Origin of the sequence: Pseudomonas sp. CAM1A, from assembly GCF_047501685.1 — a bacterium.
GTDB lineage: Bacteria > Pseudomonadota > Gammaproteobacteria > Pseudomonadales > Pseudomonadaceae > Aquipseudomonas.
Map to the genome: position 1 here is coordinate 272331 of NZ_JBFNXP010000008.1, position 24144 is coordinate 296474.

At 66.7% G+C, this 24144-nt stretch carries 23 protein-coding genes; 17 read left to right on the forward strand and 6 right to left on the reverse strand.

All coding sequences use genetic code 11. From position 1 onward, the window contains the following. The first annotated feature begins 160 nt into the window (after positions 1–160). The 12 genes from ABZO33_RS18845 to ABZO33_RS18900 are packed head-to-tail and all read left to right on the forward strand — an operon-like array spanning position 161 to position 10865. A complete protein-coding gene (locus ABZO33_RS18845) occupies positions 161–1807 on the forward strand; it encodes a lipoprotein UxpA (RefSeq protein WP_414537239.1) in 1647 nt (548 codons plus the stop codon). Next, positions 1780–2223, forward strand: a complete 444-nt coding sequence (locus tag ABZO33_RS18850; protein ID WP_414537240.1) for a pilus assembly protein PilZ — start codon at positions 1780–1782, stop codon at positions 2221–2223. The genes ABZO33_RS18845 and ABZO33_RS18850 overlap by 28 nt, the downstream gene beginning before the upstream one ends. A gap of 3 nt (positions 2224–2226) precedes the next feature. Further along, a complete protein-coding gene (gspD, locus tag ABZO33_RS18855; RefSeq protein ID WP_414537241.1) occupies positions 2227–4176 on the forward strand; it encodes a type II secretion system secretin GspD in 1950 nt (649 codons plus the stop codon). Then, positions 4176–5624 (forward strand): GspE/PulE family protein, encoded by a 1449-nt coding sequence (locus ABZO33_RS18860; protein ID WP_414537359.1) that lies wholly within the window; start codon positions 4176–4178, stop codon positions 5622–5624. Before gspD ends, ABZO33_RS18860 begins: the two co-directional genes overlap by 1 nt. 2 nt (positions 5625–5626) lie before the next feature. Further along, on the forward strand, positions 5627–6823 hold the full coding sequence (gene gspF, locus ABZO33_RS18865) for a type II secretion system inner membrane protein GspF (RefSeq protein ID WP_414537242.1): 1197 nt from the start codon (positions 5627–5629) through the stop codon (positions 6821–6823). A 14-nt stretch (positions 6824–6837) separates the two neighbouring features. Beyond that, entirely contained in the window at positions 6838–7272 is a 435-nt protein-coding gene (gene gspG / locus ABZO33_RS18870) for a type II secretion system major pseudopilin GspG (protein WP_414537243.1), read from the forward strand. A gap of 1 nt (position 7273) precedes the next feature. Beyond that, a complete protein-coding gene (gene gspH, locus ABZO33_RS18875; protein ID WP_414537244.1) occupies positions 7274–7816 on the forward strand; it encodes a type II secretion system minor pseudopilin GspH in 543 nt (180 codons plus the stop codon). Beyond that, positions 7813–8181, forward strand: coding sequence for a type II secretion system protein (locus ABZO33_RS18880; protein WP_414537245.1), 369 nt, complete (start codon positions 7813–7815; stop codon positions 8179–8181). Before gspH ends, ABZO33_RS18880 begins: the two co-directional genes overlap by 4 nt. Beyond that, positions 8178–8768 carry a prepilin-type N-terminal cleavage/methylation domain-containing protein gene (locus ABZO33_RS18885; RefSeq protein WP_263160191.1) on the forward strand — a complete coding sequence of 197 codons (591 nt, stop codon included), beginning with the start codon at positions 8178–8180 and terminating at the stop codon, positions 8766–8768. The genes ABZO33_RS18880 and ABZO33_RS18885 overlap by 4 nt, the downstream gene beginning before the upstream one ends. After that, positions 8765–9826 carry a GspL/Epsl periplasmic domain-containing protein gene (locus tag ABZO33_RS18890; RefSeq protein WP_414537246.1) on the forward strand — a complete coding sequence of 354 codons (1062 nt, stop codon included), beginning with the start codon at positions 8765–8767 and terminating at the stop codon, positions 9824–9826. Before ABZO33_RS18885 ends, ABZO33_RS18890 begins: the two co-directional genes overlap by 4 nt. Next, a complete protein-coding gene (gspM, locus tag ABZO33_RS18895) occupies positions 9823–10209 on the forward strand; it encodes a type II secretion system protein GspM (protein ID WP_414537247.1) in 387 nt (128 codons plus the stop codon). Before ABZO33_RS18890 ends, gspM begins: the two co-directional genes overlap by 4 nt. Beyond that, positions 10206–10865 carry a hypothetical protein gene (locus ABZO33_RS18900; protein ID WP_414537248.1) on the forward strand — a complete coding sequence of 220 codons (660 nt, stop codon included), beginning with the start codon at positions 10206–10208 and terminating at the stop codon, positions 10863–10865. Before gspM ends, ABZO33_RS18900 begins: the two co-directional genes overlap by 4 nt. 12 nt (positions 10866–10877) lie before the next feature. Here ABZO33_RS18900 and ABZO33_RS18905 read toward each other — a convergent pair whose 3' ends face one another. The 4 genes from ABZO33_RS18905 to ABZO33_RS18920 form a co-directional block, all read right to left on the reverse strand. Beyond that, positions 10878–12494: a ShlB/FhaC/HecB family hemolysin secretion/activation protein gene (locus tag ABZO33_RS18905; protein WP_414537360.1), complete on the reverse strand. Its 1617-nt coding sequence runs from the start codon at positions 12492–12494 to the stop codon at positions 10878–10880. A 150-nt stretch (positions 12495–12644) separates the two neighbouring features. After that, positions 12645–16667, reverse strand: a complete 4023-nt coding sequence (locus ABZO33_RS18910; protein ID WP_414537249.1) for a hemagglutinin repeat-containing protein — start codon at positions 16665–16667, stop codon at positions 12645–12647. A gap of 220 nt (positions 16668–16887) precedes the next feature. Next, on the reverse strand, positions 16888–17451 hold the full coding sequence (locus ABZO33_RS18915) for a L,D-transpeptidase family protein (protein WP_046854361.1): 564 nt from the start codon (positions 17449–17451) through the stop codon (positions 16888–16890). A 20-nt stretch (positions 17452–17471) separates the two neighbouring features. Continuing rightward, positions 17472–18026 (reverse strand): NUDIX hydrolase, encoded by a 555-nt coding sequence (locus tag ABZO33_RS18920; protein ID WP_046854362.1) that lies wholly within the window; start codon positions 18024–18026, stop codon positions 17472–17474. Between the two features lie 137 nt (positions 18027–18163). Here ABZO33_RS18920 and ABZO33_RS18925 point away from each other — a divergent pair, with 137 nt between their 5' ends. The 5 genes from ABZO33_RS18925 (at position 18164) to purT (ending at position 21324) form a co-directional block, all read left to right on the forward strand. Beyond that, complete coding sequence (locus ABZO33_RS18925) at positions 18164–18763, forward strand: CoA pyrophosphatase (protein WP_046854363.1); 600 nt, start codon at positions 18164–18166, stop codon at positions 18761–18763. A 45-nt stretch (positions 18764–18808) separates the two neighbouring features. Further along, positions 18809–19333, forward strand: a complete 525-nt coding sequence (locus tag ABZO33_RS18930; RefSeq protein WP_414537250.1) for a gamma carbonic anhydrase family protein — start codon at positions 18809–18811, stop codon at positions 19331–19333. Further along, on the forward strand, positions 19326–19520 hold the full coding sequence (locus tag ABZO33_RS18935) for a DUF1289 domain-containing protein (protein WP_046854365.1): 195 nt from the start codon (positions 19326–19328) through the stop codon (positions 19518–19520). Before ABZO33_RS18930 ends, ABZO33_RS18935 begins: the two co-directional genes overlap by 8 nt. An 80-nt stretch (positions 19521–19600) precedes the next feature. After that, on the forward strand, positions 19601–20068 hold the full coding sequence (locus ABZO33_RS18940; RefSeq protein WP_023629807.1) for a VUT family protein: 468 nt from the start codon (positions 19601–19603) through the stop codon (positions 20066–20068). Between the two features lie 74 nt (positions 20069–20142). Next, entirely contained in the window at positions 20143–21324 is a 1182-nt protein-coding gene (purT, locus tag ABZO33_RS18945) for a formate-dependent phosphoribosylglycinamide formyltransferase (protein ID WP_414537251.1), read from the forward strand. A 78-nt stretch (positions 21325–21402) separates the two neighbouring features. Here the strand turns inward: purT and ABZO33_RS18950 are convergent, their stop codons facing one another. Further along, entirely contained in the window at positions 21403–22707 is a 1305-nt protein-coding gene (locus tag ABZO33_RS18950) for an MFS transporter (RefSeq protein ID WP_367858057.1), read from the reverse strand. 242 nt (positions 22708–22949) lie between these two features. Next, complete coding sequence (locus ABZO33_RS18955) at positions 22950–24137, reverse strand: transporter associated domain-containing protein (RefSeq protein WP_414537252.1); 1188 nt, start codon at positions 24135–24137, stop codon at positions 22950–22952. Positions 24138–24144: the final 7 nt, after the last annotated feature.

Consider the following 24144-nt stretch of genomic DNA (forward strand, 5'->3'; position numbering starts at 1 on the left):
CGGCAAGTATGATGATTGATTGTCAGATTTGTTAACGAGCGTTTAAAACTCACGGCTATTACTAACGACTTAATCAATTCGCTTTTGGAATTACCGTCCGTTTTCTGCCATCAAACTGTCACGCAAGCGCCGCAATATCCGGAGCCCAACGAGAACAGGGATGGCGGAGTCGATGGCAAGCAGGCGCGAAGTGATCAGCTGGATGGGTGTCGGTGCCCTGGCACCGTTGCTCGGCGCCTGCTCGGCCTTGCCCATGCCCCGTGGCGCTGGCGACCGCGCGCTGGACCTGCTGTATGTCGCCGATACCCTCGACGCTCGCCAGCCGGGCCAGGCCGTGGTACCGGCCACGCGCCTGGGGCCGGTCAGCCATCTGGGGCGAGCCCCGTGGATGAGCGGGCCGAACGCGAGTGCCGGGCAGCTTGAGCTGGCGCCGTTGCTTGATGCTGGCCTGGCTGGCCAGGCCCAGACTGGAGGCTATGCCGTATTGGCCGCGCTGCTTGAACAGCTGCGGCGCGAGGCTGGCAGCGAACAATGCCTGACCCTGGAAAACGGCCAATGCTGGAACGGCAGCGGCCTGGCCTACCTCACCCAGGGCGAAAGTGGTGTGCAGGGCAGCCAACTGCTGGGCAGCGAGGTGCGGGTCAGCAGCGATGAGCGTGTGCTGTGGCCGCAGCGCAGTGCCGGGCTCTATCGCCAGTCATCTTCTATTACCCTCGGTGCCGGTCTGGCGGATGCACAGGCCAAGGCGCTGGGCGTCAAGGGGCTACAGGTGTTCCAGCGCGGCGGTGTGCGCATCGCCGTGGTCGGTGTCACCGACCCTTACGCCCAGGACCAGAAGGCCTCCCTGAAGCAGTGGTACCAATCCTTGCAACCGAGCTTCCAGCAAGCCCGGCGCGAGGCCGACCTGGTGGTGGCGCTGGCGGATGTCGGCACTGGCCCCGGGCTTTGGCTGGCCGAGCGTGTGCCGGAAGTGGACGTGCTGCTCTGTGCCCGGGGCCAGGACCTGTGGCCGACGCCGGTACAGGCTACCCAGGCAAGCGGTCGGCGGGTACCGGTACTGTTCGCCGGTTGCCGGGCGAGCGGGGCGTTTCGCCTGCGCTGCCGCCAGGCGGGCAATCAGTGGCAGTTCGAGGCGCGGTTCTTCCCGGCCTTCGAGCACAGCCTCGGCTCCCAGGCACTGGCGCGTGCAAGCCAATTGCGTGGTGAGCTGCAACGCCAGCGCAGTGGCCATGCCGCCTGGCTCGACCAGCCGTTGGCCCGTGCACCTGAAGCATTGTGGCGCCGCGATACCCGTGGCGGCAGCTGGGACCGCCTGTTGCACCAGGCCCTGGCCGACGATTCGAGCATGCCGGTGCTGCTGCCCGGCCTGCGTTACGACTACCCACTGCGCGCGGGTGAACCGATCACCCGTGAACACCTCATCAGCCTGACCGGAGGCTACCCCGCCCCCGTGGTCGAGGCCCCGGCGCGCCAGGTCGAGCAGGTGCTGGAAAACGCCGCCGAGCAGCTGTTCGGCGACCCGTTGCTGCTGGACAACAGCCAGGACCTGCCGCGCTGGCAAAGCCAGGACTGGCAGGTCAGCTACAGCCCCAACGGCAAGCGCATCATCGGCCTGCAACCCGTCGAGGGCCTGTGCCGTACCTTTGGCCTGCACTTCGATGCCCAGGCTGGCGCGCCATTGTGGCAAAGCCTCGAAGCCTGGCTGACCCGCCAGGCGCCGGGCTGGGCCCTGGCCCCCTTGCAACTGCCGGCCGTGCGCTACGTGCAGGGGCACCCTGGATGGCACCCGCACCAGGTGGCCGCGTGACTTCGCGGATTTTCAGCTTCGCCCTGCTGACCCTGGCCGGTTGGCTGGCGGCGCAGTGCGTGCTGCTGCTCAGCCGCCAGCCGCAACCGGCGAGCGCACCAGTGCCGGCGCTGGCGCCGTTGCCGGGCTTGTTGGCCGAGCATTGGCAAGCGCCGGTGGACGACGGCCGCATTCCGCTGACCCGCTTGCCCCTGGCCTACCTGGGCGGGCTCAAGGCCCAGCCGCTGTCGGCCAGCGTGGTGGTGCTGCGCCACGGCCAGCAGGTGCGCACTCTCGGCCGTGGCCAGCGCCTGGCGCCGGGCATCGTGCTGCAGGACATCGACGCCGATGGCCTGATCTTCGACAACAACGGCCGGCGCGAGCGCCTGCCCTGGCCGCCACGCCCCGCCGTGACCGGCTTCAAGCGCCAAGGATGAATGATGATCGCAAGGTACTGTCTGGCCGGGCTGCTGATGCTCGGCATGTCCCTGGCCCAGGCCGAAGAGCCGGAAGTGTTCGCCGACGACGGCACGCCGCTGTACGAGGTGAACTTCGTCGACACCGAGCTCGGTGAGTTCATCGACAGCGTGTCGCGCATCACCGGCACCACCTTCATCGTCGACCCCCGGGTGCAGGGCAAGGTCACCGTGCGCACAGTCGATCGCCACGACGCCGACGCCATCTACGATATCTTCCTGGCCCAGCTGCGCGCCCAGGGCTTCGCCGCCGTGGACCTGCCCAACGGCAGCGTGAAGATCGTCCCCGACCAGGCCGCGCGCCTGGAGCCGGTGCCGGTGGAAACCGCCGGCAAGAAGGCCGAAGGCAGCGACGGCGTGGCTACCCGCGTGTTCAACGTGCGCAACGCCGCCAGCGAGCAGATTCTCGGTATCCTCAAACCGCTGATCGACCCACGGGTCGGGGTGATCACCCCGTATCCGGCGGCCAACCTGTTGGTGGTCACCGACTGGCGCAGCAACCTCGACCGCATCGACAGCCTGCTGCGCCAGCTCGACCAGGTCAGCGACGAGCCGTTGCAGGTAATGCCGCTCAAGCACGCCAGCGCCGCCGACACCGCTGGCCTGGTGACGCGCCTATTGGCCCGCGAGCAGGGTAGCGATGCTGCCCAGGTGGTCGCCGATCCGCGCAGCAACGCGCTGCTGGTGCGCGGCAGCGCCGACAGCCGCGAGCGGGTGCGCGCCTTGCTGGCGCAGCTCGACCGGCCCAGCGACAGCCTGCGCAGCAGCAACACGCAGGTCATTTATCTGCGCCACGCCAATGCCGCCGAGGTGGTCAAGGTGCTGCGCGGCCTGAGCCAGGCTGGCACGGTGCCGGCGGCGGAAGGCGAGGGCAAGGATGTGCCCGTGCCGGCGGCCAGCGACTCGGGCATTCGCCTGGAGTACGAGGAAGGCACCAACGCCGTGGTGATGGTCGGCCCGGACAGCGAGCTGGCCGCCTACCGCAGCATCGTCGAGCAACTGGACATTCGTCGGGCGCAGGTGGTGGTCGAGGCGATCATCGCCGAAGTGTCCGACAGCAGCGCCCAGGAACTGGGCGTGCAGTGGCTGTTCGCCGACGAGAAGTTCGGCGCCGGCATCGTCAACTTCGGCGGAAACGGGGTAAACATTGCGAGCATCGCCGGGGCCGCCAGCAGCGGCGACAACGAGAAACTCGGCAAGCTGTTGTCGGCCACCACCGGCGCCACCGCCGGCATCGGCCATATCGGTGGTGGCTTCAATTTCGCCATGCTGGTCAACGCGCTCAAGGGCAAGAGCGGTTTCAACCTGCTGTCCACACCGACCCTGCTGACCCTGGACAATGCCGAGGCGTCGATCCTGGTGGGCCAGGAGGTGCCATTCGTCACCGGCTCCGTCACCCAGAACAACGCCAATCCCTACCAGACCATCGAGCGCAAGGAAGTCGGGGTGAAGCTGCGCATCAAGCCGCAGATCAGCATCGACGACAGCGTGCGCCTGGACATCGTCCAGGAGGTGTCGTCGATCGCCGACTCCAGCGCCGCCAGCGACGTGATCACCAACAAGCGCGAGATCAAGACCAAGGTCATGGTCGAGGACAACGGCCTGGTGATCCTCGGCGGGCTGATCAGCGACGAAATGGCCACCAGCAACCAGCGCGTGCCGCTGCTCGGCGACATTCCCTACCTGGGCCGGCTGTTCCGCTCCGACGCCAGCAAGAACACCAAGCAGAACCTGATGGTATTCATCCGCCCGCGCATTCTGCGCGACGGTGAGAGCCTGGCCGGGTTGAGTCAGCAGAAGTACCAGAACCTGCAGCAGAACACCCCGCTCAAACTGCCGGCACTGGCCGAGGGCCTGCCGTTGCTGCAGGTGTTCCCCTCCAGCCGGGCACGCCTTGAAGGCGGTGACTGGTGATGCTGCCCTATCGCCTGGCGCGGCAGAGCGGGGTGGCCATGGCACCGGCTGAAAATGGCTGGCAGTTGTGGCTGCGCGGCGACGCCGACAGTGACCAATTGCAGGAACTGCTGCGCGTGCATGGCCAGCCGGTGGGATTTGAGCACCTTGACAGCGCCACGTTCGACGAGCGCCTGGGCCAGCTCTACCAGGCCGGCGAGGCGGCGAACCAGGCCTTGATCGAAGGCATCGGCGAGCAGGTTGACCTGGACAGCCTGATGAGCGAGATGCCGCGTATCGAAGACCTGCTGGAAAGCGATGATGAAGCGCCGGTGATCCGCCTGATCAACGGCCTGTTCGGCCAGGCCTTGCGCCTGCGCGCTTCGGATATCCATATCGAGACCTTCGAGCAGAGCCTGGTGGTACGCCTGCGCATCGACGGCCATCTGCGCGAGGTGCTGCGCCCGCCACGGGCGCTATCGGCGATGCTGGTGTCGCGGATCAAGGTCATGGCGCGGCTGGATATCGCCGAGAAGCGCCAGCCCCAGGATGGTCGCATCACCCTGCGCGCTGCCGGGCGCGAGGTGGACGTGCGGGTCTCGACCTTGCCCGGCATCCATGGCGAGCGGGTGGTGATGCGCGTATTGGACAAGCAAGCCAGCCTGCTGGCGCTGGACAACCTGGGCATGCCCGCCGCCGTGCTGCGTGGCTTGCGCGGTTGCCTGGCGCGGCCCAACGGCATCGTGCTGTCCACCGGCCCCACCGGCTCGGGCAAGACCACCACGCTGTACGCCAGCCTCAACAGTCTGAACGATGGCAGTCGCAATATCCTCACCGTCGAGGATCCGGTGGAATACGCCATTGCCGGCATCGGCCAGACCGCCATCAACCCGCGTGCCGGGCTGACCTTCGCCAGCGGCTTGCGCGCCATCCTGCGCCAGGACCCGGACGTGATCATGCTCGGCGAGATCCGCGACCAGGAGACCGCGCAGATCGCCGTGCAGGCCAGCCTCACCGGGCATCTGGTGCTGTCGACCCTGCACACCAACAGTGCCGTCGGCGCGGTGACCCGCCTGCGCGACATGGGCATCGAACCGTTCCTGATTGCCTCGTGCCTGCGTGGCGTGCTGGCCCAGCGCCTGGTGCGGCGGCTGTGCACCTGCGCGGTGGCGCAGCCGCTGCAAAGCGCCGAGCGTGAACTGTGGCCGGAGCTGGGCAGCCTGGGCGAAAGCTTTCACCCGGTGGGCTGCGAGCACTGCCAGGGCAGCGGCTATGTCGGCCGGCTGGGGCTGTATGAGTTTATCGAGCTGGACGCCGGGCTGGTTGCCTTGCTCTACGATGGCGAGAGCGAACTGGCCATGCAAGCCTATCTGGATGGCCGCCGGCAAAGCCTGGTGGCTGAGGCCCGCGACTGCCTGGCCCGGGGCGAGACCAGCCTGGCCGAAGTGCTGCGCGTGGTGCAGGGCTAGCCATGCCGACTTTTCGCTACCAGGCCGTGGATTTAGCCGGCAAGGCGCACAAGGCCAGCGTGCAGGCCGACAGCGAGCGCCATGCGCGCCAATTGCTGCGCGAGCAAGGCCTGTTCGCCCGGCACTTGCAACGCCATGACAGCGCCCAACCCCGTCGTCAGCGCCTGACCCGCGCCCAACTGTGCGAGCTGACCCGTCAGCTGGCGACCTTGGTTGGCGCTGGTATCCCCCTGGTCGATGCCCTTGCCACACTGGAGCGGCAACTGCGCCAGCCGGCCTTGCACGCGGTGCTGGTGGCCTTGCGCGGCTCCCTCGCCGAGGGCCTGGGGCTGGCGCGTAGCCTGGCGCGACAGGGGGCGCCGTTCACCGGTTTGTATTGCGCGCTGGTCGAGGCCGGCGAGCGCTCCGGGCGCCTTGGCCAGGTGCTGAGCCGTCTGGCCGACCACCTCGAACAAGTGCAGCGCCAGCGCCACAAGGCGCGTACCGCGCTGATCTACCCGGCGGTGCTGATGGGCGTGTCGCTGGCGGTGGTGGTCGGCCTGATGACCTTCGTGGTGCCCAAGCTCACCGAGCAGTTCGCCCACTCCGGGCAGAGCCTGCCTTTTATCACGTCGCTATTGATCGGCTTGAGCCAGGGGCTGGTGCAGGCCGGCCCCTATCTGCTGGCACTGGCGATCCTGGCCGCGCTGTTGGGCGGCTGGCTGCTGCGCAAGCCGCACTGGTGCCTGCGCCGCGACGACCTGCTGCTGCGCCTGCCGCGTATCGGTGTGCTGCTGCAAGTGCTGGAGAGCGCGCGCCTGGCGCGCAGCCTGGCGATCCTCTGCGGCAGCGGCGTGGCCCTGCTCGAAGCCCTGCAGGTGGCCACCGAGACGGTCGGCAACCGGCGCATCCGCGTAGCCATGGAGCAGGTACGCCAGCAGGTGCAGGGCGGCACCAGCCTGCACCGGGCGCTGGACAACGCCGGGGAATTTCCGCCGTTGCTGGTGAACATGGTCGGCAGCGGCGAGGCCAGCGGCACCCTGGCCGACATGCTCGAACGGGTGGCCGACGACCAGGAACGCGGCTTCGCCCGCCAGGTGGACACCGCCATGGCGCTGTTCGAACCGCTGATGATCCTGGTGATGGGCGCCGTGGTGCTGTTCATCGTGCTGGCGGTGCTGCTGCCGATCATGCAACTCAACCAGGGATTGCAACTGTGACAAGGAGACTTTCGATGCAACGACGACGCAACCGCCAGCGGGGCTTCACGCTGATGGAAATCATGGTGGTGATCTTCATCATCGGCCTGCTGATCGCCGTGGTCGCGCCCAGCGTGCTGGGCAATCAGGACAAGGCCATGAAGCAGAAGGTCATGGCTGACCTCGCGACCCTGGAGCAAGCGCTGGACATGTACCGCCTGGATAACCTGCGTTTCCCCAGCAACGAACAGGGCCTGGCGGCGCTGGCGAAAAAACCGACCCAGGAACCGCTGCCGCGCAGCTGGCGCAGTGACGGCTATATCCGCCGCTTGCCGGAAGACCCGTGGGGCACCCCGTACCAGTACCGCATGCCCGGCGAGCATGGTCGGGTCGATGTGTATTCGCTGGGCGCCGATGGCGTGCCGGGCGGCGAAGAGCTCGATGCCGACCTGGGCAACTGGGCGCTCTGAAATGTCTGCCCGAAGTGAGCGCAACTGCGTGGGAGCGGGCTTGCCCCGCGATGGCAATGTTGGCCACGCCACCGCCATCGCGGGGCAAGCCCGCTCCCACGCCGTCCCGATCCAACAGCGTGGCTTCAGCCTGCTCGAACTGCTGGTGGTGCTGGCCATTGCCGCGCTGATGACCAGCCTGGCGGTGGCCTGGCTCGACAGCGGCAGAAGCAGCATCGACCAGACGCTCGACCGCCTGGCCGCCGCCACCGTGGCCCAAGCCGACCTGGCGCGCCATGCCGGGCAACTACGGGGAATACGTTGGAACGGCCAGCGGCCTGAGTTTGTGCGCCGTCAAGGGGATCAATGGCAGGTGGAAAGCGTGGCACTGGGAGACTGGCCCAAGGGCCTGCGGCCGGACTGGCCAGCCAGCCAGGTGCCAGCGCTGTTGTTCACCCCCGATGGCTGGTCACGCCCGGGCACTGTGCGCTGGCGCTGGGCCGAGGGCGGCCGGCGCTGGGACTGGGACCGCGGCGGGCAGTTGCGCGTGAGCGCGATGCCATGAAGCGCCGGCAACGCGGCTTCACCCTGCTGGAGGTGAGCGTGGCCCTGGGCATCGCTGCCGTCCTGGCGGTGATCACCAGCCAGGTCCTGCGCCAGCGCCTGGCGGTGCAGGAAACCGTGCAACAGCATCGCCTGGGCCTGCTGTGCGCGCGTGAGCTACAGGCGCGCTTCGTGGTCGAGCAGTATTGGCCGGCGACCAACCAGGACAACGGCGTGCTGGTGGAGGGCGGGCAGCCCTGTCATTGGCAGTTGCAGTTGCGCCGCACCGGTGTGCGCGACCTGCGCCGCGGCGAACTGCTGTTGCATGCCGATCGCGACCAGCGCCTGCCGCTGGGGCAGTTCACTGTGTTCCTGGAGCGGCCATGAAACGGCGCCAGGCGGGCATGACCCTGATCGAACTGCTGGTGGCCCTGGCCCTCACGGCGTTGCTCGGGGTGATGCTGTCGGCGCTGGTCAACGGCTGGCTGAAGGTGCGCGAGCGGCTCGATGAACAGGTCAGCGAAACCGGCGTAGTGGATTTTTGCCTGGCCTTGGAGCGGCGCTTCGACAGCCCGGTGCTGCGCCGCCTGTACGAGCAGCGTTTGCCGTTGGCGACGCGCTGGCTCGACTGGCAGCCCGACCGCCAGCAACTGCTGTGGGTGGCCGCCGCTGCCTGGCCGCAGGCCGAAGGGGGATCGCGCTTGCAGCGCCAACGTCTGCGCTTCGAGCCGCGTGAACAACGGCTGCTGCTGGAAACCTCGGCCGACCTGTATGCCGCCGCGGCCCCGGTTTGGGTGCTGCGCGAACGGCTGGAGCGGGTCAGCGCGATGAATGTTCTCTACCACCAGGCTGGCCGTTGGCTGGCCTGGCCTTCCGATCAACCGGCGCACCCCGGTAGGGGCGTGCGCGTGGAGCTAGTGCGTGATGGAGCACCTTATACCTGTACCTTCGTTCTGCCCTGGGGGCGCGCATGAAGCTTGAATGGCGCCGACGGGCGCCGGCACAACCCTGGCTGCTGCTGCGCCCCGGCGAGGTCTGGGAGTGGCTGCTGGTCAGCCAAGACCATCCGCTGCGCCAGGGGCAGGGCGAACCTCCGGCGGGGCTCGGGGCGCGGGTTGCCCTGATCGTCCCCGGTGAGCATTGCAGTCATTTCCAGCTGCCCGCGCCGCCTGGGTTGAAACGTGAGGAATGGCCCTTGCTGCTCGAGGACCGTTTGCTGCAAGGCGAGGATGACGTGCTGTGTGCCTGCATCGGCCGGCACGCGGGGCAGTTGCGCCTGCTGGTTGTAGCGCGGGACAGGTTGAGCGAATGGCGTGGGCAGTGCGCCGCGTGGGGCTTGGCCGTGGAACGTTGCTGGGCTGAGTTCCAGCTGCTGCCCGATTGCGCGCCGCAAGCGGCCTGGCATTGGCGACGGGGCGCGATGAACCTGTACAAGGGCCACGCGCACTGGTTGGCCTGGCCCCTGGGGCTCGGCGCGGCACCTGCGCCTGTCTGGCTGCCCACTGAAATCAAAAGCCTGGAAGGCGACTGGCCCGATGTGCTGGCCCCGCTCGATGGCTTACCCGGCCTGTTCGAGGCCCGCCGGCCACGCCAAGGGCTGCGCCTGGCAAAAGGGCAGGTGCGCCTGGCAATGGCCTGCCTGGCGCTGGCGTTGGCGTGGGGCGGGCTGTGGAGCGCGCAACAATGGCGCCAGGCTCAGCTCTATCGCGCCCAGGTGCAGGCCGTGACCGGCGTCCAGCCGACGCCTCGCCAGGCTGCGCGGGTATTGACGCAACTGCAGGACGAGGCGCGTGAAAGCCAGGTGCGCCTGCGCCAGCTCGAGGCGTTGCAGGCGCAGGTCCAGGGGTGGTTGAACGATCATCCCGGCTGGCACCTGCGGGTGGTGCATTTTGATGGCCAGCGTTGGCACCTTGAGCTGGTCGGAGAGGGGGCAGTTGCACCTTGGCAGGAGATGGCCGCGGCGGTTGGCGTGCAGGTCAAGGTGCAAGACGAGGCGCGCCGCGTGGTGTTCGACCTGGGGGGCGCCGCATGAGCCGTGAGTGGATGCGACAGCATCGGCTATCGCTGGCCTGGGGTGTCGTCGCGTTGTTGCTGGGGTTGCTGGCGCTACGCGAGGGCGTGGCCTTGTGGCAGGAACAGCGGCAATGGCAGGCACTGGCCGAATCGCTCGCGGCACAGCCGCGCCAGCCTGCGCTGACCCTTGAAGCACTGCACCAATCAGCCCTGGCCCGGCACATCGAGTTGGCCGAGGTGCAGTCCGAGGAGCAAGGCTGGCTGCTGCGCGGCAAGGTGGTCGATGCCCAAGCCCTGCAGGGCTGGTTGCAGGCCCTGCGCGATGACGGCGCGCAGCCGTTGCAATGGGGGCTGGAGCGAGATACCGAGGGGCTGCGTTTCACTGTGCGGCTTCGACCATGAGGCGGCGGGCGTACCTTTGGCTGGGCCTGGTGTTCTGCCTGAGCCTGGTGGCCGAACTGCCGGCGCGTTGGCTGGTGGCGGGGTTCGGGTTACCGGCAGAGGGAGTGACCGGCAGCCTGTGGCAAGGGCAATTTGCCCGGCTGGGAGCGGTGGGACCCGTGCAATGGACATGGCGTCCGTGGCAGCGCGACCTGCAGGTGCGCCTGGGCTTCCAGGGGCAGGGCTGGCAAGGCCGCCTGAGCGGGTGGCCGTGGCGTTGGCAGGCCGACCTTCAGGCGCTGGGCGCACAGCCAGGCGTCGTCGGTGACTATCGCCTGGCCGGGCAATGGCAGGGCAGCATCAAGCTGCAAGGCTCGGGGCAACATTGTCGGGCCGCCACAGGCAGCATCACCGTCGCCGACCTGGCTTTGAACACGCCCTGGTCGCTGTTGCTGGGACAGGGCTCGCTGGCGATGGACTGCCGTCAGGGCTGGCGGTTGAGTGCTGGCCTGGTTCGCCAAGGCCAGCACCAGATGAGCCTGGAGGCCGACCTGGCGGCCCGGCAAGCACAGGTCGATTTCGTGTTGCAGGCCGATGCCGGTTTGACGCCGGTGCTGCGCGGCGTGCAATGGCTGGGGCCCGAGGACACGGTCGGGCAGCGCCGGCTCAGGTGGTAGCCCGCATGCCGGTCAGATGGAGAGGGACCATTGCGCGACCCAGAAGCCTTGCTCCAGTGATTTGCGCGGGCGATCGCTGGCATGCAGTGCGCGTTGGTAGTCCAGGCGCACCGTGCTGTGCGGCAGGTTCAGCTCGACGCCTGCCGAGGCGCCTATCAGGCGTTGAGGCGCACTGGTGCGTGCGTAGCGGGCCCAGCCCAGATCCACGCCGAAGCTTGGGCGTACCTGCACCGGCAGGGGCAGCGGCTGGCTGAGGGTGTTGCGCCATGCCCCGGCGCTGGCCCCCGCGACATTGTGCTGGCGGAATCCGCGCACGGCCGAATGATCGCTCAGTTGCAGCTGTTCGACGGCGGGCAGCACATGGGCGCTGTATTGCAGGGCCAGTTCGCTCTGCCAGCGCCAGGGCCATTGAGCCGGGCCCTGGCGCAGGTGCAGCAGGTTGGCGCGGTACTTGGTGAAGTCCGGGCGGGGCGCTTGCTTGTGGGCGAACGGGCGGTCGGCGCCGAACCAGCGTACCCCTTGGCTTACCCCCAGGTAAGCGTTCCACAATCCACCTTCGAGCCACAGCAGGTTCAGGCCGGCTTCGAGGGTGGCCAGGGTCGGGCTCTGCAGCGCCAGCACGGCGGGGCCGAAGCGGTTGAGCAATTGCTTGCGGTCCAGCCGGGCGCTGGCGCTGAGCATGCCTTGCTGGTTGCGCCACAACACACGCTCGGCGCTGATACCGTAGAACTCGCTGCGGCCACTGCTGGCGTAGCGGGTGTTCGGGATCGGCGCTAGGTAGCGCATCTGGCTGGCGTTGAGGCTGAAGGTCCAGTGGCCATGGGGAATGCTGTAGTACAGGCTGGCGCCCTCGCTTTGGCCGGGCGCGTCGAACACCACCGAACTCAGCGACAGGCGCAGGTCGTCGTTCAAGCCCAGCGGGCTGTCCAGGCCAAGCCCCAGGTTGAGGCGGTGGCGGCCGGTCAGTTCACCGCCGCGGTTGTCGAGCAGGGCGTCCAGGTGGGCGCGCGAAGCGACGCGTCGGGGTTCGAGCATGACGCGGGTGCCGCCTTGCATCTCGCCCGGCAGCAAGGCCATTTGCAGGTCATAGGCACGCAGCCGGTTGAGTTGGTCCAGGCCTTGCTCGAGGTCCGGCAAGTGCAGGGGAAAGCCGAGCATGCACGGAAATGCGCCTTGCAGCGACAGGGGCAGGTCGGCGCCAGCCAGTTCGATCGATTCGATGAAGCCTTCGACGATGATGATGTCCAGCGGGGCGCCGTGCTCGGGGGCGCGGGCCACATAGGGGCGGCTGGTGGGGTATCCGGCCTCCACATAGCGCTGGGTCAGGTGCTTGAGCAGGCGGTCGATTGCGGCGACGCCCATGCAAGGGGGCGTCAGCGCACGCAGGGTTGGCTCGAGTTGCTGGTTGTCGAGAATACGGTTGCCGGCCAGGCGCACACCGCTGATCGTCCAGCAGTGCTGCTCGGGTTCGACCAGCCCGGCTCCTTGCTCATCGGCGGTTTCGGTGGGAGGCTCGCGTTGCCAGCGCTCGAGTCGCTGCTGCTGCTCCAGTTGCCGCATGGCCTGCTGCTGGTCTCGCAATTGCTGGCTGGCCGGGTCGACCCTGGCCAGGGCTGAGGTCGAAAGCATCAGGGTGATGCAGGCAAGCAGGATGCCGCAGAGGCGCCGTGCAGCCACGCGTGACAAGCGGGGGAAACGGGTAGTGAGGATCGGTGAGTTCATGGGGGCGTTCCGAGGGGCGGGGAGTGCAGCGGCGCAAAGGCCGCTGCCTGGCACGCGTCAGCGCTGGCGGTTCTCCTTTATCTGCGAGACATACTCGTTGCTGCGGTCGTGGCCAGTGTTGCTGTACACCTTGTGATCGCTGGTCTTGTCAGTACTGCCGGTGACCAGGTTCGTGAGGTACGCGTAGGCGGTGGTGGCCAGACCGGCGGCCGACAGATCGACATTGACCTGCACATCCTTGGCGTAATCGCGGCCGCTCAGGCTCTCGCGGGTAATCGCGCCGCTGCCCAGTTCGACCTGGCCATCGAGCGCCTGCAGCGTGGCGCCGACCAGACGGGTGTCACCTTCGACTGCCAGGTCGATGCCTTGCGTACCCGACAGGAGGGTCTGCTGGCCGACGGTGTCGTTGGTACGTCGGGCGTAATCCACCTTGACCGATGGGGTGAAGTTCGCAGTGACCTTGTCCCATAGCGCTCCGGCAATCTCCTTGAGGTTGCCGCCGCCGATGACGGTTGCCAGCGAGGGCTGCTCTTGCGTGGCGGCCTCGGTCGGTTGCTTCTGGGCCAGGCTGGCGTCGATGCCGAGTGTCAGGCTGTCGACCTGGTCCTTACGGCTGGACACTCGCAAGTTGCCACCGACCTCGCCTTCGATCGTGGCGGCTTCGAGTTGGGCGCCTTCGATACGGGTATCACCCTGGCTGCGCAGGTCGATCACGTCGGCGCGCAGCTGGCTGTCGCGCCAGGTGGTGTTGTCGCGTTTGTCCAGGTTCACCTTCACCTGTGCATTGATGCCGCCGACTTCCGTGGCCTTGGCCTTCATACCGCCGCCGAGGGTGACGTCGAGGTTGTCGTGGCGTTCGGTGTTGCTTGCCGCCTCGACCAGCAGGCCACCGTTGCGGGCGTCCAGGCCGATCCGTTGCGCATTGGCTTGTAGCCCCTGCACCTGTAGCGCCTCATCGTCGTGGGCGAGGCTGGTGAGTTGCAGCGTGCCCTTGCTGTCGAACTGTGCGCCAACGGCCGTGCTGGCCTGCTCGTTGACCCAGCCGAAGGTGCCCTGGCCGCCCAGGCCGCCGCCGATGCCGCTGCCCTCGACTTCCAGCTTGCCACCCCAGGTCTTGCCCAGGCTCTGGCGGGTATCGCTGGCGGCGGTTACCTTCAGCATGCCGTCGCTGTGCAGGTTGATATCGCCGGTGGCCGCGCCACGGCTGCCGATGCGCGTGCCCTCCAGGTGCATGTCGCCGCCGCTGGCGAGCGTTACGCTGCCTTTGCCGTTGATCTGTGCCACCCGTGCCTGGCTGGCCTGCTTCTCCAGGCTGTGGTGCTTGAGATTGCCGTTCAGGCCGCCGCCGGGGCCGGTCAGGCCGGTGCCGCCGTTGACCGCCAGCCCTGCCTCCAAGCTGGTGATCTGCTCTGCGGTGCGATCATGGGCTGCCGCGAGTGTCAGGTTGGCATCGCTGCGCAGGCTGACCGCGCTGTTGCCGCCGTCGATGCGCACGCCCTCATAGTGGCCGTTGCGTTCGAGCTCCACCTGCACTCCCTGCTTGCCTTGCAGACTTCCGACTCGGGCGATCGTCGTCTGCTTCAGTTGGGTCAGGGAGCTGCCATGGCCGGCGAGTCTGGCGTTGATATCCGTGCCGCTGGTGGTACCCACACGCAGGCTGCCGCCACCGGTGATGTCGTGTTTCTCGCTGCTGTTCTGATCCTGGGCTGCCAGCATCTGGTGCTCGCCGGCCTCGATCCGCAGGCTACCCACGCTCGCCTTGTAGTCGCTCCCTTCATCCTTCAACTGATCGGCGCGGACGAAGATCTCGCCGGCGCTGAAGCGACTGACCTGGGCGGTGCTGTCGCTGTCCTTGTGTACACGCGACTTGTGCTGCAGCGACAGTTCGACGCCCGCGTTGGGCTTGGGCGAGTCGGTGAGTGCGGCAGCCTCGTCATCGCTTTTCTTGCCACTGAACAGGCGCTGGATGCGATCGGTGACGTATTTGTAGTCGATACCGGCGCTGAGGCCGCCATCCCAGTTGCTGAGGGTGGTCTCGCGAACCTTGGTGTTGGCCGCTGCCCGGTTGTCGATGTGCTCGGCGTCTACCTTCAATGTGCGTCCAGCGTGCAGTTGCGCGGCGGTGGTGGTCAGTCGCGTGGTGTCGATATGCAGGTCCCCGCTGGAGGTCAGCGTGCTGCGACGCACCATGCTGTCACGCTCGAGCTGGGCGGCAGGGCCATGGTAGGCATCGATGCCCAAGGCGACGCGGTCGGTGCCGCCGGTAACGCTGAGTGCGGCGCCGGTGCGGGTATCGAGGGTGTGGCGGGTGGTGGTGTCGTAAGCGACGGCAAGGTCGATTTCGCTGGCGGCCAGCTTGATATCCGATGTGTTTGCCTGCACGTCCGAGCCACTGACTGTCAGCCTGCGACCACTGCGCAAGGTGACGCCGCCGGCGCTGACGCTGCTGGCGACTTGGCGTGTCGCCGCCGTCTGCTCGTCGCTGTGCAATTGCTCGTAGCCGATCTTGGCCGTGTACTGCTGCGAGTCCGGATCGTTCTTGCTGGCGCTGGCCACGAATTCACGGGTGCCTTTGCTACGTCGGGCGTGGTCGCTTTCCTCGGCGCTTTCGATGCTGAGGTCGCCCTTGGCGTCGAGTTCCAGTTGCTTGCGGGCCTCGAGGCGGGCGCCGGAGATCCGCATGTCGGCTCCGGCGCTGGCGACGAGGGTGGTGCCCTTGAGGGTACTGGCCCTGGCCTGTTCGGTATGGGCCTGACTGTCGATGGTAGTGCGGTCGAGGTAGGTCTTGTGGGTGGACTGTTCGGCGATATCGAGGGTATCCACGCCCGCGCTGATCGTCAGATCGCCGCCGCTGCGCAGTTGCAAGGCATTGTCCGCCTCCAGTTGCGCGGCCGTCAGCTGCAGGTCGGTACCCGCCTCCAGGATCAGGCTGTCTGCGGCCACCAGGCGGCTGCCCAGCTGCTGGCGACGGGTTTGCGTGGTGACGCCGTCGAGGCTTTCGGTGGGGATGAACAGCCATTGCTTCGCCCAATTGACTGGATCGTCCGTGACCTTTTCGCGGGTGGCGGTATCCAAGGTCAGTTTTTTGCCGGCGTGTACCTCGATCTGCCTGGCCTTGCCATGGGCATGGGTGAGCTGCAGATCGCCGGCGGCCTTCAGGTCCAGTTTGCCGGTGTTGCTGGCGAGGCTGGCCTGGCGCTTGTCACTGCCCTGGACCTTCAGATCGCCTGCGGAGTGGATGATCAGGTCGCGGTCCGCGCGCAGTTCCTTGTCGCCAACCTGCACGCCAGCGCCTTCGGCGGTGCTGACGATGCGGATGCGTCCGGCTTGCATGGCGCCGAGCAGGTTGGCATCGATAGCGGTGGCGACGGCGGGTAGATGTTCGAGCACCTCGCGGCTGCCTGCGTCGACAAGGTTGCGGCCGACGGTCAAGTTCAACTGGCCCTTGGCTAACAGGTGCCCTGTGCTACCGAGACGCGGCGCGATCAGGTCCAGGGCGCCCCCGGCATTGCTCTGGCCACGGCCCAGCACATTGAGTGTGCCGCTGGCGTCGCGGCTGTCGAGGTGCCTGATCTGCCCGTCGTGAATGTCTGCCTTGCCGACCAGGAAGCCGGCGCGGGTGGTATTGATGAAGCTGCCGCCGTTGAGGGTGATGCCGTTGGGGTTGGCGAGCAGGTAATCGGCTTTCTGACCGAAGATTTCCTGGGCCCCCTCGATTCGCGAGGCGTTCTGGCCGACCACCTCGTTGAGGATGGTCGAGGCGGCGTGGCCCTGGAACTGCGGGTTGGCGCCCAACTGGCCGGCCAGCTGCGACTGCCCGGCCTGCAGGGCATTGTTCAGCACCAGGCCGGGCTTGCCGACGTTGTAGTCGAGGAACTGGTTGTGTGACAGGCCGCTGGCATTCGGCGCGACGATGTCGATGACGGGTACGCCATGGCCGTTGTCGATGATCGGGGTACCGCCGGGGCCCGGTGTCGGTGTCAGGGCGCCTTGCGCCTGGACCTGGGTGCTGCCCAGCAGGGCAAGGAAGACAGCCCAGCGCAGGGTATCTGGTCGGGTCTTGGAGACAGGATTTTGCATGAAAACCTCGCAAGTGATGTACGAAATCGTGAAATCAGCTGCGGGAATTCTAAGAATGTCAGTGATGGCATTTATGTGGCTCAATGCCACTATGCTGAGGGAATGAGGCGATTCTACATGTAGGAAAAGTGAGCGGGCGCGTGGCGAAAGGGGCGGGCGCTTAAAGAGAAAGGCCTGTCCCGCGTGAGCAGGACAGGCCTTTGCTGTCATAGGGCAGCGTTCATGGGCGAATTTCGATCAGCGTGCCGTCCTTCACCATGCTCCACACCTCGCGCATGTCGTCGTTGCGCATGGCAATGCAGCCCTCGGTCCAGTCCAGGGTATGGAAGTACCACTCGGGGTACTCCTCGTTGATCGGCGTGCCGTGGATCATGATCATGCTGCCGGCGGCAACGCCTTCGCTGCGAGCCTTGGCGGCATCGGTGATATTCGGGTAGGAGATGTGCATGGCCAGGTTGTAGCGGTCGCTGACCTTGCGCCAGTCCAGCCAGTACAGGCCTTCCGGGGTTTTCTTGTCGCCTTCGCGGGCCTTGGCCCCCTTGGGCTGCTTGCCCAGGGAGATGCGGTAGGTCTTGAGCGGCTCGCCACGGCTGATCAGTTGCAGCCGGCGCTCGGACTTGATCACCAGCACCTTGTCGATCAGCCGCTCCTGCTGCACGCCGGTGGTGGCGGGCTGGACCGGCGACGGCGCGGCCGACGGCGTCTTGCGGATGATGGTCTCGGTGAAGGCGGCTTGCGACACCGAGGCGACACTGAAGCAGAGGAGGGCAAGCAGCCAGCGCATGAAACCGTATCCCTGAAAACTTAGGTGGTGGACGACGTGACGTTCATCGGCGGCAGGTATTCATGGCCTATCGGGTAGTGCTGCCTGACGCGGTCGCGATAATAGCATTCTAGTGTGCGTGTGACGGTGCGGAAAGCCAGCTCGCGCCAGGGGATCTCATGCTCTTCGAACAAGCGCACCTCGAGGCTCTCGATACCCACGGCGAAGTCAAGATCGGCCAGTTCGGCGCGGAAGAACACGTGCACCTGGTTGATGTGCGGCAGGTCGAACAACTGGTACAGGCTGGTTTCGCCGACCCGCGCGCACGCTTCCTCGACGGTTTCGCGACGGGCGGCGGCGTCCAGGGTCTCGCCGTTCTCCATGAACCCGGCGGGCAGGGTCCAGAAGCCCCGGCGCGGCTCGATGGCGCGCCGGCACAGCAGCACTTGCGAACCCCAGGTGGGCAGTACTCCGGCAACGATGTTGGGGTTCTGGTAGTGGATGGTCTGGCAATGGTCGCAGACATACCGCAGGCGGCTGTCGCCTTCGGGGATCCGCTGGGTGACCGGTTGGCCGCACGCGCTGCAGAATTTCATGCTTTCATTCATTCCAGTGGGGTCGGGCTATCTTGGCGCGCCCGGCCCGCTTACCGCAAGCGGCCTGCGGGCGGGGCTTGGGTGCCTCGCGGCTTTGGTGCATCATGCAGGGCAGGCCTTGGACACGAGAGTGCGTAATGCTGGACGAGCTTCTTCGCCGAATGAGCAACCATACCCCCGCGTCACCGGAGACGGATCGCCGTTTCCCAGAAGCGGCGGTGCTGCTGCCCATTACCCGCAGCGAGGAGCCGGAGCTGGTGCTGACCCTGCGCGCCAAGGGCCTGTCCACCCACGGCGGTGAAGTCGCCTTCCCGGGCGGGCGGCGCGACCCGGAGGACCCAGACCTGGTGTTCACGGCCCTGCGCGAAGCCGAGGAGGAAATCGGCCTGCCGCCCGGGCTGGTCGAGGTGATCGGCCCGCTCAGCCCGTTGATCTCGCTGCATGGCCTGAAGGTGACGCCGTTCGTCGGTTTGATCCCGGACTATGTCGAGTACCGCGCCAACGACGCGGAAATCGCCGCCGTGTTCAGTGTGCCGCTGGCGTTCTTCCGCCAGGACCCCCGCGAGCACACCCACCGCATCGACTACCAGGGCCGCAGCTGGTACGTGCCCAGCTACCGCTACGGCGACTACAAGATCTGGGGGCTTTCGGCGATCATGATCGTCGAACTGGTCAACCTGCTGTTCGACGCTGGCATCAGCCTGCACCAGCCCCCCGAGCGTTTCATCGAGAACTGAGCGGGGCACACCCCGCCACTGGCGTTCAACCGTGAGGAGCGACACATGAAATACCGCCTGGGCGACCTGCGCGTCGAAGCCCATCCCGAGAGCTGGGCCGCGCCCACTGCCATGCTGATCGGCAAGGTGCGTCTGCAGGCCCGGGCCAGCGTATGGTTCGGCGCGGTACTGCGCGGCGACAACGAGCTGATCGACATCGGCGAAGACAGCAACGTCCAGGATGGCACGGTGATGCACACCGACATGGGTTCGCCGCTGACCCTTGGTCGCGGGGTGACCGTCGGCCACAACGCCATGCTGCATGGCTGTACGGTCGGCGACTACAGCCTGGTCGGCATCAATGCGGTGATCCTCAACGGGGCGCGTATTGGCAAGCACTGCATCATCGGCGCCAACGCGCTGATCCCCGAGGGCAAGGAGATACCCGATGGCTCGCTGGTGATGGGCTCGCCGGGCAAGGTGGTGCGCGAGTTGACCGAGCAGCAGAAACGCATGCTCGAGGCCAGCGCCGCTCATTATGTGCACAATGCCCAGCGCTATGCCCGTGACCTGGTGAGCGACGATGAGTGACGAGCGGCCCGTGGCCTCGCCCTGTGTCAATGTCTGCGCGCTGGACGAGCAGGATATCTGCACCGGGTGCCAGCGCACGGTGAGCGAGATCACTCGCTGGGGGCGCATGGACAATGCCGAGCGGCGCGTGGTGTTGCAGCGCTGCCATGAGCGGGCGGTGGCGGCGGGGCTGATCATCGGCCTGTAGAACCGGCGCCCGTGGCGCGGGCTTGTCCCGCACGGGTGCCGGCGCTAATCTGTGCGGCTGGCCCTCCGAAAACACAGACCATGTTCTATCTCATCGCCTACATCAGCAGCGTGGTGCTGATCAACTTCGCCTTCTCCAGTGCGCCGCACCTGGACGTGATCTGGTCCGCCTGGGGCGGGTTGGTGTTCATCCTGCGCGACATGGTGCAGACCCGCTACGGCCATGGCGCGTTGCTGGCCATGCTGGTGGCGCTGGTGCTGTCCTATATCACCTCCGAGCCTGCCATCGCCCTGGCCAGCGCTACCGCGTTCTTCGTCTCCGAGCTGATCGACTGGCTGGTGTTCAGCGTTACCCGCCGGCCCCTGCGCGACCGCCTGTGGCTGAGCTCGGCGCTGAGCATCCCGGTGGACACCTTCATCTTCTTCGGCATGATCGGCGCCTTGACGCCTGCGGTGATCGGCACGGCGATGGCCTCGAAGTTCGCCGGGGTCACGGCGGTGTGGTTGATCATGGCCTGGCGGGCACGGCGCGCGGTGGCCACATCCTGATGTAGAATACCGGTCCATTTTTCAGCGGGCGGCAGCCAGCGTGGCGCGGCCCCGGACGCCTTCGAGGACCTGAAATGACCCGTATCGGAACCCCACTGTCGCCTACCGCGACCCGTGTACTGCTGTGTGGCTGCGGCGAGCTGGGCAAGGAAGTGGTGATCGAGCTGCAGCGCCTGGGCGTCGAGGTGATTGCCGTGGACCGCTATGCCAATGCGCCGGCGATGCAGGTCGCGCACCGCAGCCACGTGATCAACATGCTCGATGGCGTGGCCCTGCGCGCAGTGATCGAGGCGGAAAAACCGCACTACATCGTCCCCGAGATCGAGGCCATTGCCACCGCCACGCTGGTCGAGCTGGAAAACGAAGGCTTCAACGTCGTCCCCACCGCCCGCGCCACCCAGCTGACCATGAACCGCGAAGGTATTCGCCGCCTGGCTGCCGAGGAGCTGGACCTGCCAACCTCGCCGTACCATTTCGCCGACACCTTCGAGGATTACAGCAAGGCGGTGGCCGACCTGGGCTACCCGTGCGTGGTCAAGCCGGTGATGAGTTCGTCCGGCAAGGGCCAGAGCCTGCTGCGCAGCGCCGATGACCTGCGCAAAGCCTGGGACTACGCCCAGGAAGGCGGTCGTGCCGGCAAGGGGCGGGTGATCATCGAGGGCTTCATCGACTTCGAATATGAGATCACCCTGCTGACCGTGCGCCATGTCGGTGGCACCACCTTCCTCGCGCCGGTCGGCCATCGCCAGGAGAAAGGCGACTATCAGGAGTCGTGGCAGCCCCAGGCCATGAGCCCGAAGGCGCTGGCCGAGTCGCAGCGTGTGGCCCAGGCGGTCACCGACGCGCTGGGCGGCCGTGGCCTGTTCGGTGTGGAACTGTTCGTCAAGGGTGACCAGGTGTGGTTCAGCGAAGTGTCGCCGCGCCCGCACGACACCGGCCTTGTGACCCTGATTTCCCAGGACCTGTCGCAGTTCGCCCTGCATGCCCGGGCCATCCTCGGCCTGCCGATCCCGGTGGTGCGCCAGTTCGGCCCGTCGGCGTCGGCGGTGATCCTGCCAGAGGGCCAGTCGCAGCAGACCAGCTTCGCCAACCTGGGCGCCGCCCTGAGCGAGCCGGATACCGCCATTCGCCTGTTCGGCAAGCCGGAGATCAACGGTACTCGGCGCATGGGCGTGTGCCTGGCGCGTGACGAATCGGTCGAGGCGGCGCGGGCCAAGGCGACCCGGGCTTCGCAGGCGGTCAAGGTCGAGTTCTGATCTGCAACGATCGCGGGGCAAGCCCGCTCCCACGCCAGTATCAGCCTGGCGTGGGAGCGGGCTTGCCCCGCGATTGACTCAAAGCTCGGTATTACGCGTTTCTTTCAGGCACAACACGGCAATCAGGCTGATCACCGCCGCCGCCGACACATAACCTCCCACCCAGCTCAAGCCGCCCATGCTCACCAGCTTCTGGGCAAAGAACGGTGCCGCCGAGGCGCCGACGATGCCGCCCAGGTTGTAGGCCGCCGAAGCGCCGGTGTAGCGCACATGGGTTGGGAACAGCTCCGGCAGCAGCGCGCCCATCGGGGCGAAGGTAACGCCCATCAGGAACAGCTCGATGCTCAGGAACAACGCCACCCCGGTGGTCGAGCCCGAGGTCAGCAGTGGCTCCATGGCAAAGCCCGAGGCGATGGCCAGCAGCGCGCCGGCGATCAACACCGGCTTGCGCCCGTAACGGTCGCTCAGCCAGGCCGACAGGGGCGTGGCCAGGGCCATGAACACCACGGCGAAGCACAGCAGGCCGAGGAAGGTTTCACGGCTGTAGCCCAGAGTGGACACGCCATAGCTCAACGAGAACACCGTGGATATGTAGAACAGCGCGTAGCACACCACCATCGCCGCAGCCCCCAGCAGGGTCGGCAGCCAGTACTGGGAGAACAGCTCGATCACTGGCATCTTGACCCGCTCCTGGCGGGCCACGGCCTTGGCGAACACCGGGCTTTCCTCGAGTTTCAGGCGCACATAGAGCCCGACCAGCACCAGTGCGGCGCTGAGCAGGAACGGAATGCGCCAGCCCCATTCGCGGAACTGCTCGTCGCTGAGCACCAAGGCTAGGGTGAGGAACAGGCCGTTGGCGGCGAGGAAGCCGATAGACGGGCCCAACTGCGGGAACATGCCGAACCAGGCGCGCTTGCCCTCAGGAGCGTTTTCGGTGGCCAGCAATGCCGCGCCGCCCCATTCGCCGCCCAGTCCCAGGCCCTGGCCGAAGCGCAGCACACAGAGAATGATCGGTGCCCATACGCCGATGCTGTCATACCCGGGCAGCACGCCGATCAGGGTGGTGGACACGCCCATCAGCAGCAGCGAGGCGACCAGTGTCGACTTGCGCCCGATACGGTCGCCGAAGTGGCCGAACAGCGCCGATCCCAGGGGCCGGGCGAGGAAGGCGATACCGAAGGTAAGGAAGGCCGCCAGCATTTGCGCGGTACCGGAACCGGACGGGAAGAACACCGGCCCGATCACCAGCGCGGCGGCGGTGGCGTAGACGTAAAAATCGTAGAACTCGATGGCGGTGCCGATGAAGCTGGCGGTGGCCACCCGGGCAGGCGAGTTGACCGGGGCTGCCGAGGCAGGTTCGGCGTAGGTGCTGCTGGTAGTCATGCGAAGGTCCCTGACAGTCATGCTCCATGGGGCACGGCCCATGTGGCGGGCACACGGGAGCCGGAGCGTATTGTTGTTGGTCGCGCGACTGACGATAGCCCAGGGGATAGGCGGTAGGCGGTTGCTGTTCGGGGTGCTGAAGCAGGACCGCGGGGCGTGTCAGTGGTGCGGACTGGCCGTCGGACGCCGGGTGCGGGTAGCGGGCGGGGCGGCAGGGCTGGGTAAGCGTGGCCTGAGTATAGCTAGCGAGTCAGTGTCCAGACCAGTACTTTGCTTGCACAATTATCCTCTGTTTCAAGGATTTCCAGCCGATACCTGCCAATTTTCAAACAAACCGCGCTAGCCGGAATGCTTTCCAACGCCTCGGTGACCAGGCCGTTGAGGGTTTTCGGCCCGCCGTCGCAGGGCAGATGCCAGCCCAGGGTGCGGTTGATCTCGCGCAGCGAAGCCGTCCCTTCGATGACGAAGCGGCCATCGGGCTGCGGGTGGACATGCGGGTTTTCCAGGCTCTGCTCGTCTTCGAACTCGCCAACGATCTCTTCGAGAATGTCTTCAAGGGTAACGATGCCCAGGACTTCGCCATACTCGTCCACCACCACGCCCATGCGCCGCTGCTGCTTGTGGAAATTCAGCAGTTGCATCTGCAGTGGTGTGCTTTCGGGCACGAAGTAGGGCTCGTAGCAGGCCGCCTGGAGTTTTTCCAGGGTGAGCTCTGCCCGCGGCAGCAGGTGGCTGATCAGCTTGGTGTTGAGGACGGCTTCGACCTGGTTGATGTCGTTGTGATAGACCGGCAGGCGCGTGTGACGGCTGATGATCAGTTGCTCGATGATCCGCTCGATGGGATCGTCGAGGTTGATGCCATCTACTTCGTTACGCGGTACCAGGATGTCGTTGACGGTGATCTTGTCCAGCGCCTGCAGGCCCTCCAGCAGGCCGTGCTGGCTGGTCTCGGCAGGCTCGTCTTCGTCGAATGCATCGCCCTGCTGCGGGTGCAGTGCCACCGCGGTGGGTTGCACACGGAACGGGCGCAGGATCACTTTGGCGCAGCCATCGAGCAGGCAGCCCAGCGGCTGCAGCAGCGCCAGCGGCAATTTCAGCAGGTTGCCGCCCAGGTCCAGGAAGGCTTGCGGGTTGCGGCGCGCCAGGCGGCGCGGCAGGTAGTCGGCGAGCACAAGCAGGGTGAAGCTGGCGCCAAGGCCGGCCAGCCAGAAACCGTGTTCACCGTTGTAGCGCTGGCCAATCAGGCAGGCCAGGCCCAGCACCAGCAACTTGCCGAGGCTGGCGCCGAGCACCAGGCCCTGGGCGGGCAGGGTCGGGGCGCCGTGGCCATTGAGCTGCTGGCGGGCGCAGTCTACCGCGGTGAACAGCGCCGACCACAGCAGGGCCAGTGCGATGATGCCGAGCAGCGGGGCGTACGGCAGAGTGTCCATGGGCGGC

Bases quoted from the DNA above. Each gene is read 5' to 3' on its own strand.
- ABZO33_RS18845 (WP_414537239.1), top strand. From the start codon at position 161: ATGGCGGAGTCGATGGCAAGCAGGCGCGAAGTGATCAGCTGGATGGGT.
- ABZO33_RS18850 (WP_414537240.1), top strand. From the start codon at position 1,780: ATGGCACCCGCACCAGGTGGCCGCGTGACTTCGCGGATTTTCAGCTTC.
- gspD (WP_414537241.1), top strand. From the start codon at position 2,227: ATGATCGCAAGGTACTGTCTGGCCGGGCTGCTGATGCTCGGCATGTCC.
- ABZO33_RS18860 (WP_414537359.1), top strand. From the start codon at position 4,176: ATGCTGCCCTATCGCCTGGCGCGGCAGAGCGGGGTGGCCATGGCACCG.
- gspF (WP_414537242.1), top strand. From the start codon at position 5,627: ATGCCGACTTTTCGCTACCAGGCCGTGGATTTAGCCGGCAAGGCGCAC.
- gspG (WP_414537243.1), top strand. From the start codon at position 6,838: ATGCAACGACGACGCAACCGCCAGCGGGGCTTCACGCTGATGGAAATC.
- gspH (WP_414537244.1), top strand. From the start codon at position 7,274: ATGTCTGCCCGAAGTGAGCGCAACTGCGTGGGAGCGGGCTTGCCCCGC.
- ABZO33_RS18880 (WP_414537245.1), top strand. From the start codon at position 7,813: ATGAAGCGCCGGCAACGCGGCTTCACCCTGCTGGAGGTGAGCGTGGCC.
- ABZO33_RS18885 (WP_263160191.1), top strand. From the start codon at position 8,178: ATGAAACGGCGCCAGGCGGGCATGACCCTGATCGAACTGCTGGTGGCC.
- ABZO33_RS18890 (WP_414537246.1), top strand. From the start codon at position 8,765: ATGAAGCTTGAATGGCGCCGACGGGCGCCGGCACAACCCTGGCTGCTG.
- gspM (WP_414537247.1), top strand. From the start codon at position 9,823: ATGAGCCGTGAGTGGATGCGACAGCATCGGCTATCGCTGGCCTGGGGT.
- ABZO33_RS18900 (WP_414537248.1), top strand. From the start codon at position 10,206: ATGAGGCGGCGGGCGTACCTTTGGCTGGGCCTGGTGTTCTGCCTGAGC.
- ABZO33_RS18905 (WP_414537360.1), bottom strand. From the start codon at position 12,494: ATGCTTTCGACCTCAGCCCTGGCCAGGGTCGACCCGGCCAGCCAGCAA.
- ABZO33_RS18910 (WP_414537249.1), bottom strand. From the start codon at position 16,667: ATGCAAAATCCTGTCTCCAAGACCCGACCAGATACCCTGCGCTGGGCT.
- ABZO33_RS18915 (WP_046854361.1), bottom strand. From the start codon at position 17,451: ATGCGCTGGCTGCTTGCCCTCCTCTGCTTCAGTGTCGCCTCGGTGTCG.
- ABZO33_RS18920 (WP_046854362.1), bottom strand. From the start codon at position 18,026: ATGAAATTCTGCAGCGCGTGCGGCCAACCGGTCACCCAGCGGATCCCC.
- ABZO33_RS18925 (WP_046854363.1), top strand. From the start codon at position 18,164: ATGCTGGACGAGCTTCTTCGCCGAATGAGCAACCATACCCCCGCGTCA.
- ABZO33_RS18930 (WP_414537250.1), top strand. From the start codon at position 18,809: ATGAAATACCGCCTGGGCGACCTGCGCGTCGAAGCCCATCCCGAGAGC.
- ABZO33_RS18935 (WP_046854365.1), top strand. From the start codon at position 19,326: ATGAGTGACGAGCGGCCCGTGGCCTCGCCCTGTGTCAATGTCTGCGCG.
- ABZO33_RS18940 (WP_023629807.1), top strand. From the start codon at position 19,601: ATGTTCTATCTCATCGCCTACATCAGCAGCGTGGTGCTGATCAACTTC.
- purT (WP_414537251.1), top strand. From the start codon at position 20,143: ATGACCCGTATCGGAACCCCACTGTCGCCTACCGCGACCCGTGTACTG.
- ABZO33_RS18950 (WP_367858057.1), bottom strand. From the start codon at position 22,707: ATGACTACCAGCAGCACCTACGCCGAACCTGCCTCGGCAGCCCCGGTC.
- ABZO33_RS18955 (WP_414537252.1), bottom strand. From the start codon at position 24,137: ATGGACACTCTGCCGTACGCCCCGCTGCTCGGCATCATCGCACTGGCC.